At 46.6% G+C, this 16,302-nt stretch carries 15 protein-coding genes and 1 pseudogene; 15 read left to right on the top strand and 1 reads right to left on the bottom strand.

Features of this window, described 5'->3' with window-relative positions:
- Positions 1 to 140 precede the first annotated feature (140 nt).
- From H6G92_RS31880 to H6G92_RS31855, 6 genes and pseudogenes are all read left to right on the top strand, one after another.
- Positions 141 to 410: pseudogene (locus H6G92_RS31880) on the top strand (cupin domain-containing protein); the annotation flags it as partial.
- A gap of 38 nt (positions 411 to 448) precedes the next feature.
- Positions 449 to 1,663 carry an acyl-CoA dehydrogenase family protein gene (locus tag H6G92_RS31875; RefSeq protein ID WP_242059387.1) on the top strand — a complete coding sequence of 405 codons (1,215 nt, stop codon included), beginning with the start codon at positions 449 to 451 and terminating at the stop codon, positions 1,661 to 1,663.
- Between the two features lie 11 nt (positions 1,664 to 1,674).
- Positions 1,675 to 1,962, top strand: coding sequence for a hypothetical protein (locus tag H6G92_RS31870; protein WP_190899947.1), 288 nt, complete (start codon positions 1,675 to 1,677; stop codon positions 1,960 to 1,962).
- Between the two features lie 81 nt (positions 1,963 to 2,043).
- Entirely contained in the window at positions 2,044 to 8,001 is a 5,958-nt protein-coding gene (locus H6G92_RS31865; RefSeq protein WP_190899945.1) for an AAA family ATPase, read from the top strand.
- Positions 8,002 to 8,009: 8 nt separating this feature from the next.
- A complete protein-coding gene (locus H6G92_RS31860) occupies positions 8,010 to 8,639 on the top strand; it encodes a response regulator (protein WP_190899944.1) in 630 nt (209 codons plus the stop codon).
- Between the two features lie 205 nt (positions 8,640 to 8,844).
- Positions 8,845 to 9,402 carry a DsbA family protein gene (locus tag H6G92_RS31855; RefSeq protein ID WP_190899941.1) on the top strand — a complete coding sequence of 186 codons (558 nt, stop codon included), beginning with the start codon at positions 8,845 to 8,847 and terminating at the stop codon, positions 9,400 to 9,402.
- Between the two features lie 12 nt (positions 9,403 to 9,414).
- Here the strand turns inward: H6G92_RS31855 and H6G92_RS40550 are convergent, their stop codons facing one another.
- Complete coding sequence (locus H6G92_RS40550; protein WP_277926804.1) at positions 9,415 to 9,546, bottom strand: hypothetical protein; 132 nt, start codon at positions 9,544 to 9,546, stop codon at positions 9,415 to 9,417.
- A gap of 25 nt (positions 9,547 to 9,571) precedes the next feature.
- On the opposite strand from H6G92_RS40550, the gene H6G92_RS31850 reads away from it, so the two are divergent.
- The 9 genes from H6G92_RS31850 (at position 9,572) to H6G92_RS31810 (ending at position 16,276) form a co-directional block, all read left to right on the top strand.
- A complete protein-coding gene (locus H6G92_RS31850; RefSeq protein WP_190899939.1) occupies positions 9,572 to 10,039 on the top strand; it encodes a VOC family protein in 468 nt (155 codons plus the stop codon).
- Positions 10,040 to 10,208: 169 nt separating this feature from the next.
- The gene (locus H6G92_RS31845; RefSeq protein ID WP_190899937.1) at positions 10,209 to 11,147 is read left to right on the top strand and encodes an NAD-dependent epimerase/dehydratase family protein; all 939 of its coding nucleotides are present in this window, start codon (positions 10,209 to 10,211) and stop codon (positions 11,145 to 11,147) included.
- Between the two features lie 109 nt (positions 11,148 to 11,256).
- Entirely contained in the window at positions 11,257 to 11,541 is a 285-nt protein-coding gene (locus H6G92_RS31840) for a hypothetical protein (protein WP_190899935.1), read from the top strand.
- 104 nt (positions 11,542 to 11,645) lie between these two features.
- Entirely contained in the window at positions 11,646 to 12,395 is a 750-nt protein-coding gene (locus H6G92_RS31835) for an SDR family oxidoreductase (RefSeq protein WP_190899933.1), read from the top strand.
- A gap of 225 nt (positions 12,396 to 12,620) precedes the next feature.
- Positions 12,621 to 13,031, top strand: a complete 411-nt coding sequence (locus tag H6G92_RS31830; RefSeq protein WP_242059386.1) for a cupin domain-containing protein — start codon at positions 12,621 to 12,623, stop codon at positions 13,029 to 13,031.
- Positions 13,032 to 13,097: 66 nt separating this feature from the next.
- Positions 13,098 to 13,613, top strand: a complete 516-nt coding sequence (locus H6G92_RS31825; protein ID WP_190899930.1) for a DUF2721 domain-containing protein — start codon at positions 13,098 to 13,100, stop codon at positions 13,611 to 13,613.
- A gap of 546 nt (positions 13,614 to 14,159) precedes the next feature.
- On the top strand, positions 14,160 to 15,029 hold the full coding sequence (locus tag H6G92_RS31820) for an oxidoreductase (protein ID WP_190899928.1): 870 nt from the start codon (positions 14,160 to 14,162) through the stop codon (positions 15,027 to 15,029).
- Between the two features lie 39 nt (positions 15,030 to 15,068).
- Positions 15,069 to 15,779 (top strand): SDR family NAD(P)-dependent oxidoreductase, encoded by a 711-nt coding sequence (locus H6G92_RS31815; protein WP_190899925.1) that lies wholly within the window; start codon positions 15,069 to 15,071, stop codon positions 15,777 to 15,779.
- An 86-nt stretch (positions 15,780 to 15,865) separates the two neighbouring features.
- Entirely contained in the window at positions 15,866 to 16,276 is a 411-nt protein-coding gene (locus tag H6G92_RS31810; protein WP_199345062.1) for an NIPSNAP family protein, read from the top strand.
- The last annotated feature ends 26 nt before the right edge of the window (positions 16,277 to 16,302 follow it).

The raw sequence follows: 16,302 nt of genomic DNA, 5'->3' as shown, positions 1-16,302 counted from the left end.
CCTGGTCATCTCAAGTTTTTGGTCAGTCCATGCTCTCAAAAAGAAAAACTGTATTTTCGATCTTCAATGAAGACACAGATACTGCATGAAGTTTTTTGGGCGATTTTCCTATAAAGTCAACACCCTAGCTTGAAGGGGAGTTCACGGTCTGGGCAGGTGAAAACAAGGCTGTGCTGAAAGCTGGCGAAACTTTCCTGATTCCTCCTGGTACCGCCCATGTGATCGGCGTTTTGAGCGACAAGCCAGCTCGCGGGTTGATGGTTGCTTCTCCTAGTGCCTTTGCACGACTAATTGCAGAGGTGGGAACGCAGAACGAAAACGAAATACCAGATATGGAGTTAGCTCAACGTATTTCTGCTGAAATTGGCGACGAGATTTTGGGATCGCCTGATAATCTACCAAGCAAATGAGGCAGCGAAAAAAATAAAGTTTCCAAGGAGAACTAAATATGATGCAATTACTAGAAACAACAAAACCGCTTAATTTTCTCTCTATCGGTCATCAACTTGCCCAGGAATTTGCCAAAACAGCCGCAGAGCGCGATCAACTTCGCTGCGCCGAAGGCGATCGCAATGGTGGCAGCCGTCCTATCCATGAGATTGAGCAGTTACGTCAAAGCGGTCTACTCAATCTGGTGATTCCTACGATTTATGGGGGATTGGAGGAAACTTCCTGGGTCAAAATCTTTGGGTTGATCCGCGAGTTTGCCAAAGCTGATAGCTCTATCGGTCAACTGTTTGGCAATCACACCACGATTGTCAGCTCACTGTCAACCAGCAATCCTACACAAGTAGAACAACTCTACTTAGATACAGTGCAGCACAACTGGTTTTGGGCAAATGCAGCCAATGCGCTTGACCCAAGATTGGTGGCAACTCCGACTAAGCATGGCTGGCAGTTCGATGGCATCAAGCGATTTGCTACAGGAGCAAGCCTGTCAGACAGGATGATTGTCAGTGCCTTAAGTGCTGATTCTAAGCAGCCCGTAATTGCAGTTGTTCCTAGCGATCGCCCCGGCATTCACTTTAATGAAGATTGGGACAACATGGGGCAACGCCAAACTGACTCAGGTAGCGTCACGTTTGAGCAAGTTTTGGTGACACCAGATGAAATTCTAACTTCTATTTATCCAAGTGACAGCCCGATCGCCACCCTACTCAATGTCTCCAAGCAACTCAACCAGGTCAACATTTATCTAGGCATTGTTCAAGGTGCGTTTGCAACTGCACGAGAATACACTACAACTAAAACTCGCCCTTGGATTACATCAGGGGTAGAACAGGCGATTCAAGATCCTTACATTCTGCATCATTACGGTGAATTTTGGATGGAGTTAGAAGCAGCAACCTTACTTACGGATCGAGCAGCCCAATTACTGCAAACTGCCATCGAAAAGGGCATTAATTTAACAGCCCAACAAAGAGGAGAAGCGGCGATCTCTGTTTACACAGCAAAAGCATTCGTCACCAAAATTGGTTTAGCAATTACAACGGAAATGTTTGATGTGATGGGTGCAAGCGCCACAGCACGGAGTTATGACTTTGATCGCTACTGGCGAAACCTCCGTACAGCAACGCTCCACGATCCTGTGGACTACAAAATTCGGGAAGTCGGCAACTGGGCATTGACAGGCACAATGCCAACTATCACACCTTACTCTTGATGAAATGATCTTTGCTTCTGTGCACAGCAAGCGACAATCGCTTCCATGAAACTGCATCAAAGACAATTGGTCGCCAAGGCAAATTGCTCAAAACTTTGGCCAAAGACAAGAAGGGGATTTTAGCGGTTTCATTTAGCGACGATGACAAGTTAATTGGTCTTCCCGCTTACTATGATACAGTTATACTTGTATACTTAAGCGGCAAGATGGTACTTAGTTTAGGCAACAAATTATCGAGTGGTTGGAGAATTTACCTGGAGATCAAGGACAACTGGCTAGAAATGAACAAAACCAAATAAAATTTCAGAAGATGAAAAATGTGATATCTGGATTGCTGTATAGTTTGAGTTATGCCAGATTATCCTTTCAAGAGTTGCTCTATGATTGCTCTACCTGGTATTGCCATCCAAGACAAGATATACGAAAGTTCTAATTCTCTGGTTTATCGGGGCATTAGAGAGGATGGAGTAGCGATCGTTGTAAAAATACTCAAGCAAGATTATCCCTCACCTCAAGAACTAACCCGCTACAGGCAGGAATATAAAATTACCTGTTCCCTGAATCTGGAAGGAGTTGTCAAGGCATACAACCAGCAGGATTATCAACGCACTCTGGTGATTCTCTTAGAAGATTTTGGGGCAGAGTCATTAGAGCAATGGATGCAAAAGCGTCCAGATATTTTCTGCCCGATGCCTTTATCGACTTTTCTTGATTTGGCGATCGCCCTCACCGACATTTTGGGCAGAATCCATGTAGCCAATATCATTCATAAAGATATTAACCCTGGAAACATCGTCCTCAATCCCGATACTGGCGTTGTCAAAATTATTGATTTTGGGATTGCGACCCAATTTAACCGCACGAATCCGACTTTTAAAAGTCCTCATATCTTAGAAGGAACACTTGCATATTTATCTCCAGAGCAAACCGGGCGGATGAACCGTTTGCTCGATTACCGCACCGATTTTTACTCCCTTGGTGTGACGTTCTACGAACTGCTCACTGGACAGTTGCCGTTTCTCACAACAGACATCCTTGAGCTAGTCCATTGTCATATTGCTAAACAGCCACTTCCACCTCACGAACTAAATGCAGCGATCCCTAAAGCCGTTTCAGATATCGTTTTGAAATTGATGGCGAAAAACGCAGAGGATCGTTATCAAAGTGCCTGGGGGATCAAAGCAGATTTAGAAATCGGTCTTCACCAGTTTGCACAAACCGATAAAATCAATGGCATTCAACTGGGTCTTCAAGACGTTTCGGATCGGTTTCAAATTCCTCAAAAATTGTATGGACGCGAAGCAGAGATTGAAGCATTATTAGCAGCGTTTGACAGAGTAGCACAAACGCGGAATGAAGAATTGAGAGTCAAGAATCAAGGAAATTCTCAATTCCAAGTCGAGATGATGTTGGTATCTGGCTACGCTGGGGTTGGCAAATCTGCGTTAGTACAAGAACTCTACAAGCCCATCACTGCAAAACGTGGCTATTTTGTTTCTGGTAAGTTTGACCAATTTGGGCGCAATATTCCCTACAGCGCGATCGCTCATGCCCTGCAAAAATTGGTACAACAATTGCTCGGTGAACCAGACGAGCAAGTGCAACAATGGCGATCGCGCTTGCTAACGGCTTTGGGAACCAACGGACAAATTATTATTGATATCATCCCCGAAGTTGAATTAATTATCGGCAAGCAGCCGCCTGTATCAGAAGTTGGAGCAACTGAAGCTCAAAATCGCTTCAATCTAATTTTTCAGAAGTTTGTGCGGGTGTTTTGTTCAAAGTCACACCCGCTTGTTATCTTTTTAGATGATTTGCAATGGATAGACTCAGCAACGCTGAAGTTAATCGAGCTGATGTTACTCGATGAACAAACCCAATTCCTATTTTTAATTGGAGCTTATCGAGATAATGAAGTAAATCCAACGCATCCGTTGATGTTAACGCTCTTAAGACTGCGAAAACAAGGGGTGGTACTTCAGGAAATCATCCTAACACCATTAACGCTTGAGCCACTGAGTCAGTTAATTGCCGAGACGCTACATCAGAATGCAGACACCGTTTGTTCCTTAGCTGGGTTAGTACTGCGTAAAACCGAGGGCAATCCTTTCTTTGGCGGTGAATTTTTGAGAATGCTGCATAGCGAAAATCTGCTGACCTTTGATACTGAACACTTATGCTGGCAATGGAACATTGCTGATATTCAAGCCCAGGATATTACCGATAATGTGGTGGAGTTGCTACTCACCCAGTTAAATAAATTACCAGAAAACACACAGCAAATTCTCCAGTTAGCAGCTTGTATCGGTGCTGAATTTAATTTAAATACGTTAGCGATCGTTTGCGAGCAATCTCCTAAAGCAATTTCTTTAGATTTACTAGTAGCCATTCAAGCTGGATTAATTCAACCTATATCTGAATTAGATGAAAACTTGTTAGTTCAAGAATATAAGTTTTTGCACGATCGCGTACAGCAAGCTGCATACGCCTTAATCGATGAGTCGCAAAAACTTGGAGTACATCTGCAAATCGGTCGTAATTTACTTGAAAAGACTTCGCCAGAGCAGCGAGCAGAGCGTTTATTTGAAATCGTTGACCATCTGAATTATGGAACCGAGTTAATCAGTGAGCAATCCCAACGGAATGAGATTGCCAAACTGAATTTGCAAGCAGGTCAAAAAGCACTGGCAGCGACGGCTTATGAAGCAGCTTTCAAGTATTTCAATGCAGGGCTTAAACTCCTTGATGTGGAAAGTTGGCAGTGTGAGTATGACCTAACTTTAGCGTTGCATTCAGAGGCAACAGAGGCCGCATACCTTAGTGGTCACTTTGACGAAATGGAGCGGCTTGTAGAAGAAGTCCTCAACCGTGCGAAGACAGCACTCGATAAAGTGAAAGCTTACGATAGCAGAATTCAAGCATGGCTGGCGCGAGGAAACCCTAAAGAAGCACTAAAAGCTGGTTTGGAAGTGCTGCAACTCTTGGGAATTAGTTTAGTAGAAGCCCCAAGTCAGTTAGACGTTCAAGCAGGATTAGAGGAAACAGCTTCACGATTAGCTGGGCAAGAAATCGAAAATTTAATCGATCTGCCAGAGATGACTGAACCTGTGCCACTGGCAGCAATCTACATTTTAGTCAGCACAGTGGGAGCAGCTTTTAATGTGTCACCCCCTCTGATGGTGCTGATTGTCTGCAAGATGGTGAATTTATCGATCGCTCATGGAAACGCTATCTGGTCGCTTCTCGGTTATGCTGCCTATGGCATGATGCTATGTGGAGTTGTACAAGACCTTGAACTGGGCTATCGATTTGGCAAACTATCCTTAAATTTAGCGAAAAGATTAAATAACAAGAGAGGTAACTGCAAAGCATTGCTGATGGTGAATTTCCATATCATTCACTGGAAAGCCCACCTGAAAGAGACGTTCCCCGCTTTAGCGGATGCTTATCAAAGCGGGATAGAAAGTGGAGAGTTTGAATTTGCAGGTTATTGTGCATTTAGCCTATGTTATTGCCCCTTTTTTGCAGGACAAGAACTGACAGAACTGGAACAACAAACAGCGATTTATCGTAAAGCCACCAGTCAAATTAGACGAGAAACTGTTTCCACTTGGCTTGCAATGTTGCAGCAAACGATCCTTAACCTGCGGGGTCAATCTGAAAATCCAAGTCGCTTAGTGGGTTGTCTCTATGACGAAGAGCAAGCACTATCACAGGCGATCGCGGTCAAGGATGGAACTAGCCTTCACTACTTTTACTTAAATAAGCTGATTTTATGCTACCTGTTCGGGGATTATGAGCAAGCTGCAAAAACGGCTACTTTGTCAGAACAATATTTAAGCGCAGCCACAGCATTAGTCTCTGTACCTCCATTTCATTTCTATGATTCCCTCATATTTTTGAGCTTGTTTGCGGATGCTTCAAACTCTGAAAAAGAAGCTTGGTTGAATCGCGTTAACGCCAACCAAGAGAAGATGCAGAAATGGGCACACCACGGCCCCATGAATTTTTTGCATAAATTTCAGTTAGTTGAGGCAGAGAAAGCACGAGTTTTGGGTCAGTTTTTTGAAGCAGAGGAGTTTTACGAACAAGCAATTCTTGGTGCTAAAAAAAACGAGTACCTTCAAGAAGAAGCTTTAGGCTATGAGTTAGCTGCCAAACATTACTTGGCTCGTGGTCGAGAAAAATTTGCTCATCTTTATATGAAGGAAGCCCATTACTGCTATGAGCGGTGGGGAGCAACCGCAAAAGCCAAAGATTTAGAGACTCGCTATCCACAATTTTTTCCTCAGTCGCTGAATGTGTCTCCCACACCAGTTCACACCACTGCTGGAACTACTTCTAACACCTCATCTATTGCTTTCGATTTAGCAACAGTAATCAGAGCATTCCAAGCCATCTCTCGCGAAATTGAACTGGATCAGTTACTCAATTCTTTGATGCAGATATTAATTGAGAATGCTGGCGCACAAACTGGGTGCTTGATTTTGGAAAACGCAGGAGAATGGGCGATCGAGGCTGCTTGTGAACTGGCTGATGGTGCAAATGTTTGTACTACACAAGTACTGCAATCGATTTCAATGGTAAATCGCTTACCCGAATCCATCATTTATTATGTGATTCGGACTCATGAATCTGTCATCTTAAATGATGCAACTCGTGAAGGTAATTTCATCAATGAGCCATATATTCAGCAGAACCAAACGAAATCACTTCTTTGTTTGCCTCTGTTGAATCAAAGTAAACTTGTTGGTGTACTGTATCTGGAAAATCGATTAGTAACTGGGGCATTCACAGCAGAGCGCTCGCAACTTCTAAATCTACTATCTACTCAGGCAGCAATTGCGATCGAAAATGCAAAACTCTACTCAAAGCTTTGCGCACGCGAAAGTCAGATGGCTCAATTTCTAGAAGCGATTCCAGTGGGAATAGGCATAATCGATGCGCTGGGTCGCCCTTATTACGCCAATCAACGGGGTATCCAGCTAATGGGCAAAGCGATTGATCCTTCTGTACCACCCAATCAAATCGCTGAGGTTTATCAGTTCTATGTGACCGGAACGAATCAAATCTATCCAACAGAGAGACTGCCAGCCATCCGGGCATTAAGCGGCGAACGTACCAAGATTGATGATGTAGATATCCGGCAGAACAATGCAACCATTCCAATTGAGGTATGGGGCACTCCTGTCTTTGATGAACAGGGCAATGTAGTTTATGGAATCGTTGCCTTTCAAGATATTACCGAACGCAAGAAAGCTGAACAACTACTTGCTGATTATAATCGCATCTTAGAGCAACAGGTTGCAGCACGGACAGCAGCTTTACAGCAAAGCGAAGCAGAACTACGCCATCGAGAACAGGAATTACGAGTGATTACGGACGCTCTACCTGTTTGTATCACCTATGTAGATGCCAACCAGCGTTATCGGTTTGCCAACCGCACTTACGAGGAATGGTTTCACCGTAGTCCAGGTGAGATTCTGGGCAAGCATGTTTGCGAAAACTTGGGTGAAGCGTCTTATCAAGTTGTACAACCATACATCAATCAAGCACTGGAAGGGCAAATCACAACCTATGAGGCAGAAATTCCTTGTGTATTTGGTAAGAAATATATCAGTAATTCCCTCATCCCTGATTTCGATGACAATGGTCAAGTGAAAGGATACTATGGTTTGATTGCAGATATCAGCGATCGCAAACGTGCTGAGGAAGCTTCAATTCTGGAAGAGCGCAACCGCATGGCACGAGAAATTCACGATACATTAGCACAGGCTTTTACAGGCGTTTTGCTCCATGTAGGATCTGTAACACAAATGCTGGTAGATGATTCGGGATCTGCTCAGATATATCTGGAAAGGCTGGAAAAGATTGATGAATTAGCTCGAACCGGACTTGCTGAAGCTCGTCGTTCAGTGGTAGCGCTCCGTCCCCAGTTGTTAGAAGAGAGTACTTTACAGAATGCTCTACACCGCCTTGTAACTCAAATGCGGTCAACTACTAAGACCACTTTAATCTACGAAAGCAAGGGTATAGTTTACTCTCTTCCAACTGAAGTGGAAAATCACTTACTACGGATTGCACAGGAAGCTTTAACAAACGCCATCAAGTACGCAAATGCTAGTAGAATTCTGGTTGAGCTAGTGTATGACGATACTCAATGTCTTCTGCACATTAAAGATGATGGACAAGGCTTTGGGGTTGGGAGCATTTCATCAGTTGGTGGCTTTGGTTTATTGGGAATGAGCGAGCGAGCAGAACAGATTGGGGCACACCTGGCGATTCAAAGCCAACCTGGACAAGGAACAGAGATTATTGTTATTGTCAACCGGGAGTGAAAATCATTATGAGTCAATCTACTAAAATTCGGGTTCTGATTGTTGACGATCACTCCCTCGTTACAGAAGGATTGGCAAACATCGTTAACTACGATCCAGAGATGACAGTGGTTGCTCAAGCAGAGGATGGACAACAGGCGATCAACCGTTATCGTGAACATCAGCCTGATGTCACCCTCATGGATTTACGAATGCCGAGAATGGCAGGGGTTGAAGCCATTACTGCGATTTGTGCTGAATTTCAGTCAGCGCGAATTATTGTGCTAACCACTTATGATGGCGATGAAGATATTTATCGAGGATTGCGAGCAGGCGCTCAGGGCTATCTGCTTAAAGATGCAAAACCAAATGAACTTTTGAATGCGATCCGCATCGTTCATAATGGTCAGCAGTATGTTTCTCCGACCGTGGGAAGAAAATTGGTAGAACGGATGAACAACCCAGTACTCAGTGAGCGAGAGCTAGAAGTGCTCCGTTTAATGGCGCAGGGATTGAGTAATCAAGACATTGGAACTGCTCTAAATATTGGTGAAAGCACTGTTAAATCGCATGTGACTCGTATTTTGAGCAAGCTGGGAGTTAGCGATCGCACGCAAGCCGTCATTGTTGCTATTAAACGTGGGCTTGTTAGTTTATAGGTTTCACGTTAGTTGAGGCTTGGATTTCGACTAAAGTCGGAGTCAAGCTACTGCTTTTGATGGATTACTTCGTCCATCCTTATGTTGTGCAAAATTATGGACTTTCAGTGGATGACATGTAGGAATCAATTACCTATATTGAATTCATGCAAACGCTAACAGCAATTTAGTTGCAGGGTTTAAGTTTGCTTGACAGGTCTGAAAGATGGCTGACGATCGCGAGCATCGTTCCTTGTTTGTCCCGCCTTTAATTCAAGATCACATTCAAGGTGTGCTAAGTGCTAGTGTTGTACTCATCATGTATGGAGATTATGAATGTTTTCAAAGTGCAAAAGCCTATCGGTTGATTAAAGCCGCTCAACAGCAGTTAAGTCCTTATTTCGCGGAGAATGATGTGTGTTTTATCTTTCGTCATTTTCCCCAGAAACAGATTCATCCTCATGCTCAACGGGCAGCGGAAGCAGCGGAAGCAGCAGCAATGCAAGGTCAATTTTGGCAGATGCACGAGATGCTTTTTATCTATCAACAAGCGTTAGAGAACGGATACCTTGTGGAATATGCGAATCGTCTGGGACTTGACATTCCTCGATTTTTGCAAGACTTATCCAAAGGAGTTTATGTCGATCGCATCATTGCAGACATTCAAGGTGGATATCGAAGTGGGGTAGAAGCTGCACCAGCTTTGTTTGTTAATGAGATTCGTTATCGTGAACGTTGGGCTATTGAGCAATTGATAGTAGCCATTGTGGCGGCAATTAACTAACGTTTTTAATGTTTATCCCAACAAAGGTTTTCCTGCTGCTTTCTTCCAATGCCGAACAATTAAATCGCGTTTTAACTGGGAGAACTTGAGTGGTCTAAATTGAGCGATCGCCCAAGAATGAAAAGTAACGAATCTGAACAGCAAATTCACCAATCTAAAGGAGAACAAGATGAGTAGCAATTCTGTAACCAGTCAAGACATGAAACTCGAAGTTGTGGTGATACCCGTTGCCGATGTCGATCACTCCAAAGACTTTTACAAAACGTTGGGATGGCGACTCGATGCTGACTTCCCTGGCGAGAATGGTTTCCGAGTCGTACAATTTACCCCGCCTGGATCGAAAGCATCAATTATCTTTGGGAAAGGAGTGTCCTTAGCCGAGCCTGGCTCAGTTCAAGGCTTGTATCTCATCGTTTACGACATTGAAGCAGCCCGTGCCGAACTTGTTGAGCGGGGTGTGGAGGTGAGTGAGGTGTTCCACGACATCGGCGGGATCTTCCACCATGCAGGAACTGAGGGACGAGTACCAGGCCCCGATCCAAAGCGTGGCGATTATGCTTCCTATGCCTCATTCAGTGATCCTGACGGCAATGGTTGGATACTCCAAGAGGTCAGGGTGCGGCTTCCCGGACGGTAATGGAACATTGATCGCTTAAGGACAGAAGCGAAGTTCACGACAGAGATTATGACAAGGAAATGGGTGAAGAAGTAAAGGACTGGAGTAGAGGAGCTACTATTATTCTACCCCCTCCGCTATCAACGCAATGTAGTGCCGTACTAGCCAACAAGTTTTGGAGGATTCACAAATGAAGGTTTTTGTTGCTGGGGGAACAGGAGCGATTGGTCGCCCAACGCTCGACCAATTACTTGCCAAAGGACACAATGTTGTCGCGCTGACCCGCACCCAAGAAAGAGCACAGTCATTAGCGGCACAGGGAATCGAACCGGCGATCGCAGATGTATTCGACGCAGATTCAGTTAAAGCAGCGATCGCCCACGCTCAACCGGAAGTCGTGATCGAACAACTCACCGCTCTACCCAAAACTTACAGCCGCGAATCCATGAATGCGACAGAGGCTCTAAATATGCGGATTCGGTCGGAAGGCGGTGGCAATGTGCTGGCGGCAGCAAAGGCAGCAGGGGTGCGCCGTTTCCTGAAACAGTCGATGGCCTTCTGGGGAATCCCCGGTGCTGGATTGGCAAATGAAGAAACCCCATTATCAGTTGATGCCTCCCCCGCAGTTGCCGCAGATGCTCGCCTCGTCATTGAGACTGAACGTCGTTTACTCCAAACGCCTGATCTGGAAGGAATCGCTTTACGCTATGGTTTCTTCTACGGCCCCGGCACTTGGTTTAACTCAGATGGCGATGTCGGGCAACAGGTGCGGCAGCAACAGTTTCCCATTGTGGGCAATGGTGATGGTGTCTGGTCATGGATACACATTGAGGATGCAGCGATCGCCACTGTTGCAGCAGCAGAGCAGGGCAATCCTGGGGTTTATCTGATTGTCGATGATCAACCTTTAGCAGTGCGCGAATGGCTCCCTGCCTTTGCTCGATCTCTGAATGCTCCCCCACCACCACGAGTATCGGTTGAAGATGCTCTGAAAATGGAGGGTGGTGCGGACATTGTTTACTACCAAACTCAGATGCGAGGTGCATCCAATGCCAAGGCAAAACGCGAACTTAATTTTCAGCCGCGACCTTTGGAATGGGTGGTTGACACCACCGTGGCTCTTAGTTAAAAGGAAACCTGCCACTTGCCTGAGTAGCAAGGTTTTATCACAACTTGACTGCGTCTGGGTATGAAAAAGTTTCACCAGTAAATTTCAACCACATTGGAGAACAACAATTATGACTCAAGCAGCGAATCCAGCCGATCCAACCCCTCCTACCCTGGAAGGGAAACTAGCTCTGTTACGGAAATTAAGGGATGAATTGGGCAGTGGTGATACGATTCGCCGTCTCTTTTTTGGCGACCTGGAACCCATTGGTCTTCAACCCGGAGGAGCGAATACCGTAGTTCATCTTTACAACAGAGCCAATGATATCACGATTGCCTATTGTTCTTCCTACGATGTCTTTCTGGCTGCTCGTCCGGGACGAGTTACCGAGTTTGACCCGGCTGAGATCAAATAAGTGACACAACCGCTTATCGAAGGTAAGTTCTCGTTTTTTCACAACTCACTGCGGATGGCTCAAAACTTAACAACCATGTTCTTTAAATTATCAGAGGTTTTGCCATGAAAATTGTTGTCATTGGTGGAAGTGGGCTGATTGGCAAGAAGCTTGTGAGCAAGCTACGTGAGCGCGGACATGAAGCGATCGCAGCGTCCCCTTCTTCAGGTGTCAACGCAGTTACAGGCGAGGGACTGGCTGAGGTGTTAGTGGGTACTCAAGTTGTTGTTGATGTAACGAATTCACCCTCCTTTGAGGATGCGGCGGTGTTGGAGTTCTTCCTTAAGTCATCCCGGAACCTGCTGGCGGCGGAGGCAGACGCTGGTGTGGCTCATCATATTGTAGTATCAATAGTCGGTAGCGATCGCATCCCTGATAGCGGTTATATGCGTGCGAAAGTCGCTCAGGAAAAGTTGATCCAGTCCGCAGAAATACCTTATACAATCGTTCGCGCTACGCAGTTCTTTGAGTTCATCGAGACGATCATCGCTCAATTCCCAACCGATGGGCAAACAGTTCACTTGCCCCCTGCGTTTATCCAGCCCATCGGGTCAGATGACGTTGCAGATGCGCTGGTCGATATCACACTGGGAGCGCCAGTAAACGGCATTATCGATTTAGCTGGCCCAGATCGGTTCCGTTTCGAGGAAATCATCCGCCAATTCCTAAGCGCAACTCACGACTCACGTCAGGTGGTTGTAGACAGTCACGCCCGTTACTTTGGTGCAGCGTTGAACGATCAGCTCGTTCCTCAGGGCAACTCGCGCATCGGTTCGACCCATTTCAAGGACTGGCTCAACCGCTCTATTGCTTAAAGAGTAGCAATGAGAATTTAATACTGACATAAGTTGAGTTGAGGACACAAAGCCCAACATCCCGCAACTGCTGAATTTTGCAAAGCTCAACTCAATCTACACCTGTCTAATCCGCGATATGCTTGATTCAGCATGAGGGCAAATCAGACGGATTTATATCCACCCGTTTGTATTCACGCCAGGAGAACGGAAATGTTTACTAGATTTTTCCATAGAGTTGTATTCATGACTCTCTCTTTATTCATAGCACTCTCCCTATTCGCAACTCTCCCCGTATTTGCAGCTTCAACCGTGTTGGGTGAAAAGGTAACATTGGTCTTCGACCGTGCCCTTCCCAATGTCCCCGGCAAGAGCATGAAAGTCCAGCTGGTCGAATATGCGCCAGGTGTCTCATCGATCCCTCACACCCATGCAACCTCAGCTTTCATCTATGCAACAGTCCTGGAAGGTGCAATTCGGAGTAAAATCAATGATAATCCAGAGCAGGTGTATCACGCTGGTGAGAACTTTTTTGAAGCACCTGGCGATCATCATCTGAAGAGCGCAAATGCCAGTGATACTGAACCTGCACGTCTCCTAGCAGTGCTTGTCGTTGATACCAATGAACAGAACCTGGTCATAAACGACAAAAAGTAAGACGCACGCATTGCAAGGATTTTTACTACTGGGGGCGGTATAACGCCTTATCTAAGGGAGCGTGGCATGATGTCGTCAATTGAGGAAGTGACAAAGACAATTAACCTGATCATTGCGCCTGTCGTCACGATTACGACTTGTGCCATCATGGTAAACGGCTTGATTATCCGGTACGGTTCCCTCGGCGATCGCCTACGTACTGTTAACCAGAGACTGAGCGACTTGCAGGAGTCCGATCTGGTTGACAATCAGGACAAAGTTCAGAGGGTACAAGAACTTGAATTCCTACTAAGGGATCTGCTGAGGCACCATCATTTCGTGCATGATGCCCTTGTTCTTACTTATACTTCCATCCTAGTCTTTATGCTGGATATGCTGGTCATTGCCATAGCAGTTGCCACTAATGTCAGTTGGCTATCACAGATGGCACTGATAGTCTTTCTTGGTGGAGTTGCCGTTTTATTTGGGGGAATGGTTTTGATTGCCTACGAGCTTCGCACATCTCACTATTCCATTCAATTAGAGGTGCATCGTACTTGTCGCCTGTGCCGCCACCAACACACCAAACTGGTAGGAAATTAAACTAGGAGCAAACTTAAGGGCAGATCCCGCGACTTGATAGACTGGCTACTGCTGCCCTCAATATCTTGCCAGCTCATACCGAGTTGCGTTTAAAAATATTAGTTTTGGTAGGCAGGAGGGCAGGGGCGCAGTGTTTCGACTCCCTACCCTGCGGAAACGACTTCGTCAAACGGCTGCGCTCAGGGCAAGTCGCTCAACAACCGGGGCAGAGGAGGTAGAAATACTACGTATGATTGCAACTTAGTAAGCTATTAGGCATTTAACTTGCATATTGTTAATTTAAGGAAAAACGCCAATCTCTCTCCTCTGCTCCTCTGCCACGGCAGTCGCTTTATGCCGGGAAACCCGTCCACCGCGCTGCCTCCCCCTGCGGTCTACACTGCAAATTAGGTGCTTAACAGCCTCACTTCCTTTCACTTTCCTTCAACCCGAATGATTAAGTCGCGTTTTAACTCAACTAACTTGAGTGGTGCAAATTGAGCGATCGCAGAACAATGAAGTTAATCGAGGTGGGCAGCAAGCTTCACCAACCAAAAGGAAAACAAGATGAAAACGCAGAAAGTATGGTTTATTACCGGAGCCTCCAGAGGCTTTGGGTTAGCAATTGCCAAAGCAGCCCTGGCAGTGGGCGATCAAGTAGTGTCAACAGTTCGTAGTAAGCCTGCACAACTTGCCACAACTTTGCACAACCACCCGGATTTGTACGTTGTGCAGATGGATGTCACCCAGGAAGAACAGGTACAAGCGGCTGTCAAGCAAGGCATTGCCCGTTTCGGTCGGGTTGATGTCTTAGTTAATAATGCTGGGTTTGGCATGGTTAGCGCGATCGAAGAAGCTACGGATGCCGAAGTCCGCAAACAATATGACACCAACGTGTTTGGTTTACTCAACGTGACTCGTGCCGTGTTGCCGTACCTGCGCCAGCAAAAGTCAGGGCGGGTCATCAATATCTCATCGCTGTTCGGTTATGATGCAATTCCTGGCTGGGGATTGTATGGATCTACTAAATTTGCGGTCGAAGGGATCTCGAAAGGGTTAGCGGTGGAACTAGCACCGCTCGGCATCCACGTCACCGTAGTGGCTCCCGGTCTTTTTAGTACCGACTTCCTAAGCACTGAATCATATACCGCCGCTAAAACCATTATCGACGATTACCAGGCAACAGTAGGGCCGATGCGGAGCGGAGCCGATGCGCTACATGGGCATCAGCCCGGCGATCCGAAAAAGTTTGCCCAAGTGATTATTCAACTCGCCAATACAGAACGTCCGCCACTGCATTTGCCCGTCGGCAATGACACGATCGCGATGTACCAGAGCAACGCCGCGAAAATGGCACAGGAAATCGAAGCATGGCTGCCAGTCGCTACCAGTACCGACCATGACCACCGTATAGCGGCTTTGACCATAGCCTCCTGACCTACAAAATTCATACATTATCTCCAAGGGAGTTTTACGATGGGCATTGAACAGAAAGTCGCTGTTATTACCGGCACGTCGCAGGGCATTGGCGCAGCCCTTGTCAAGGCGTACCGCGATCACAACTATCGGGTAGTCGCAACCTCGCGCTCGATCGAGCCGTCGGGCGATGATGCAATCCTCGCAGTGCCGGGCGACATCGCCGATCGCAAAACCGCCGAGCGTGCTATTTCCGAAGGCGTGTCCCGCTTTGGCCGCATCGACACGCTCATCAACAATGCTGGTATCTTCATCTCCAAGCCATTTACCCAATACACCGAGGCTGACTACGCGGCTTATCTGGGTACAAACGTCACTGGCTTCTTTCACATGACGCAACTTGCGATCGCCCAGATGGAGAAGCAGGGGAGGGGTCATGTTGTGCAGATATCGACAAGCCTGGTTGACAACCCGATCGCTGGCGTACCATCTGTACTTGCATCACTCACAAAAGGCGGACTGAATGCCGCGACCCGATCGCTGGCGATCGAGTATGCCAAGCGCGGTATCCGGGTGAACGCGATCGCGCTGGGTAACATCAAAACGCCAATGCACCCTGCCGAGACCCATGCACAGCTTGCTGCCATGCACCCAATGGATCGTATGGGCGAAATCTCTGACATCATTGATGCAATCCTCTACCTCGAATCAGCCAACTTTGTGACGGGCGAAATCCTTCACGTCGATGGTGGTCAGAGTGCGGGACACTGATATCGCCTTGCGATTAGAAAAATGACTCTGACGCTCTCAAGCAAAATTGCGCGATCGTCTAACCTGCTGACCAAGGAGCGCATACCATGACCCCACTCGAAAAAGGCATGATCTACGAATTACGTATTTATGATGCCATACCCGGACGACTACCAGCGCTGCTTTCGCGCTTCGAGAACCACACATTACAGATTTGGGAAAAGCATGGCATCCGCCAGGCAGGATTCTGGACAACGCTAATCGGCACGAACGAGAGTAATCGGCTCACCTACCTGCTTGCCTGGAACAGCATGGTCCAGCGCGAGGAGCGCTGGAGTGCATTCCTCACCGACCCCGAATGGATCGCGATCAAGTCCGAAACCGAGAAGGACGGTCAACTTGTGCAGAACATCAGCAGCGAGTTGCTGGCACCGACTGCCTTTTCCTCAGTGGGGGGAGTGAGGGAACTTGAATCCGTGGCATCTGACATGCAGACTCCCCTCCACCGTCACAACTGAATCATGCAGACAATCACTGAAAGACA

The sequence above is a fragment of the Nostoc foliaceum FACHB-393 genome (genome assembly GCF_014698505.1).
In the GTDB taxonomy this organism is placed as follows: domain Bacteria; phylum Cyanobacteriota; class Cyanobacteriia; order Cyanobacteriales; family Nostocaceae; genus Nostoc; species Nostoc foliaceum_A.
Note: the sequence above shows the minus strand (reverse complement) of the source record. Positions and strands in the feature narration are given on the sequence as shown.

Excerpts from the sequence above, each read along its gene's own strand:
- H6G92_RS31875 (WP_242059387.1), top strand. The coding sequence starts at position 449 with ATGATGCAATTACTAGAAACAACAAAACCGCTTAATTTTCTCTCTATC.
- H6G92_RS31865 (WP_190899945.1), top strand. The coding sequence starts at position 2,044 with ATGATTGCTCTACCTGGTATTGCCATCCAAGACAAGATATACGAAAGT.
- H6G92_RS31835 (WP_190899933.1), top strand. The coding sequence starts at position 11,646 with ATGAAAATTGTTGTCATTGGTGGAAGTGGGCTGATTGGCAAGAAGCTT.
- H6G92_RS31830 (WP_242059386.1), top strand. The coding sequence starts at position 12,621 with ATGACTCTCTCTTTATTCATAGCACTCTCCCTATTCGCAACTCTCCCC.
- H6G92_RS31825 (WP_190899930.1), top strand. The coding sequence starts at position 13,098 with ATGATGTCGTCAATTGAGGAAGTGACAAAGACAATTAACCTGATCATT.
- H6G92_RS31855 (WP_190899941.1), top strand. The coding sequence starts at position 8,845 with ATGGCTGACGATCGCGAGCATCGTTCCTTGTTTGTCCCGCCTTTAATT.
- H6G92_RS31850 (WP_190899939.1), top strand. The coding sequence starts at position 9,572 with ATGAGTAGCAATTCTGTAACCAGTCAAGACATGAAACTCGAAGTTGTG.
- H6G92_RS31810 (WP_199345062.1), top strand. The coding sequence starts at position 15,866 with ATGACCCCACTCGAAAAAGGCATGATCTACGAATTACGTATTTATGAT.
- H6G92_RS31840 (WP_190899935.1), top strand. The coding sequence starts at position 11,257 with ATGACTCAAGCAGCGAATCCAGCCGATCCAACCCCTCCTACCCTGGAA.
- H6G92_RS31845 (WP_190899937.1), top strand. The coding sequence starts at position 10,209 with ATGAAGGTTTTTGTTGCTGGGGGAACAGGAGCGATTGGTCGCCCAACG.
- H6G92_RS31820 (WP_190899928.1), top strand. The coding sequence starts at position 14,160 with ATGAAAACGCAGAAAGTATGGTTTATTACCGGAGCCTCCAGAGGCTTT.
- H6G92_RS31860 (WP_190899944.1), top strand. The coding sequence starts at position 8,010 with ATGAGTCAATCTACTAAAATTCGGGTTCTGATTGTTGACGATCACTCC.
- H6G92_RS31815 (WP_190899925.1), top strand. The coding sequence starts at position 15,069 with ATGGGCATTGAACAGAAAGTCGCTGTTATTACCGGCACGTCGCAGGGC.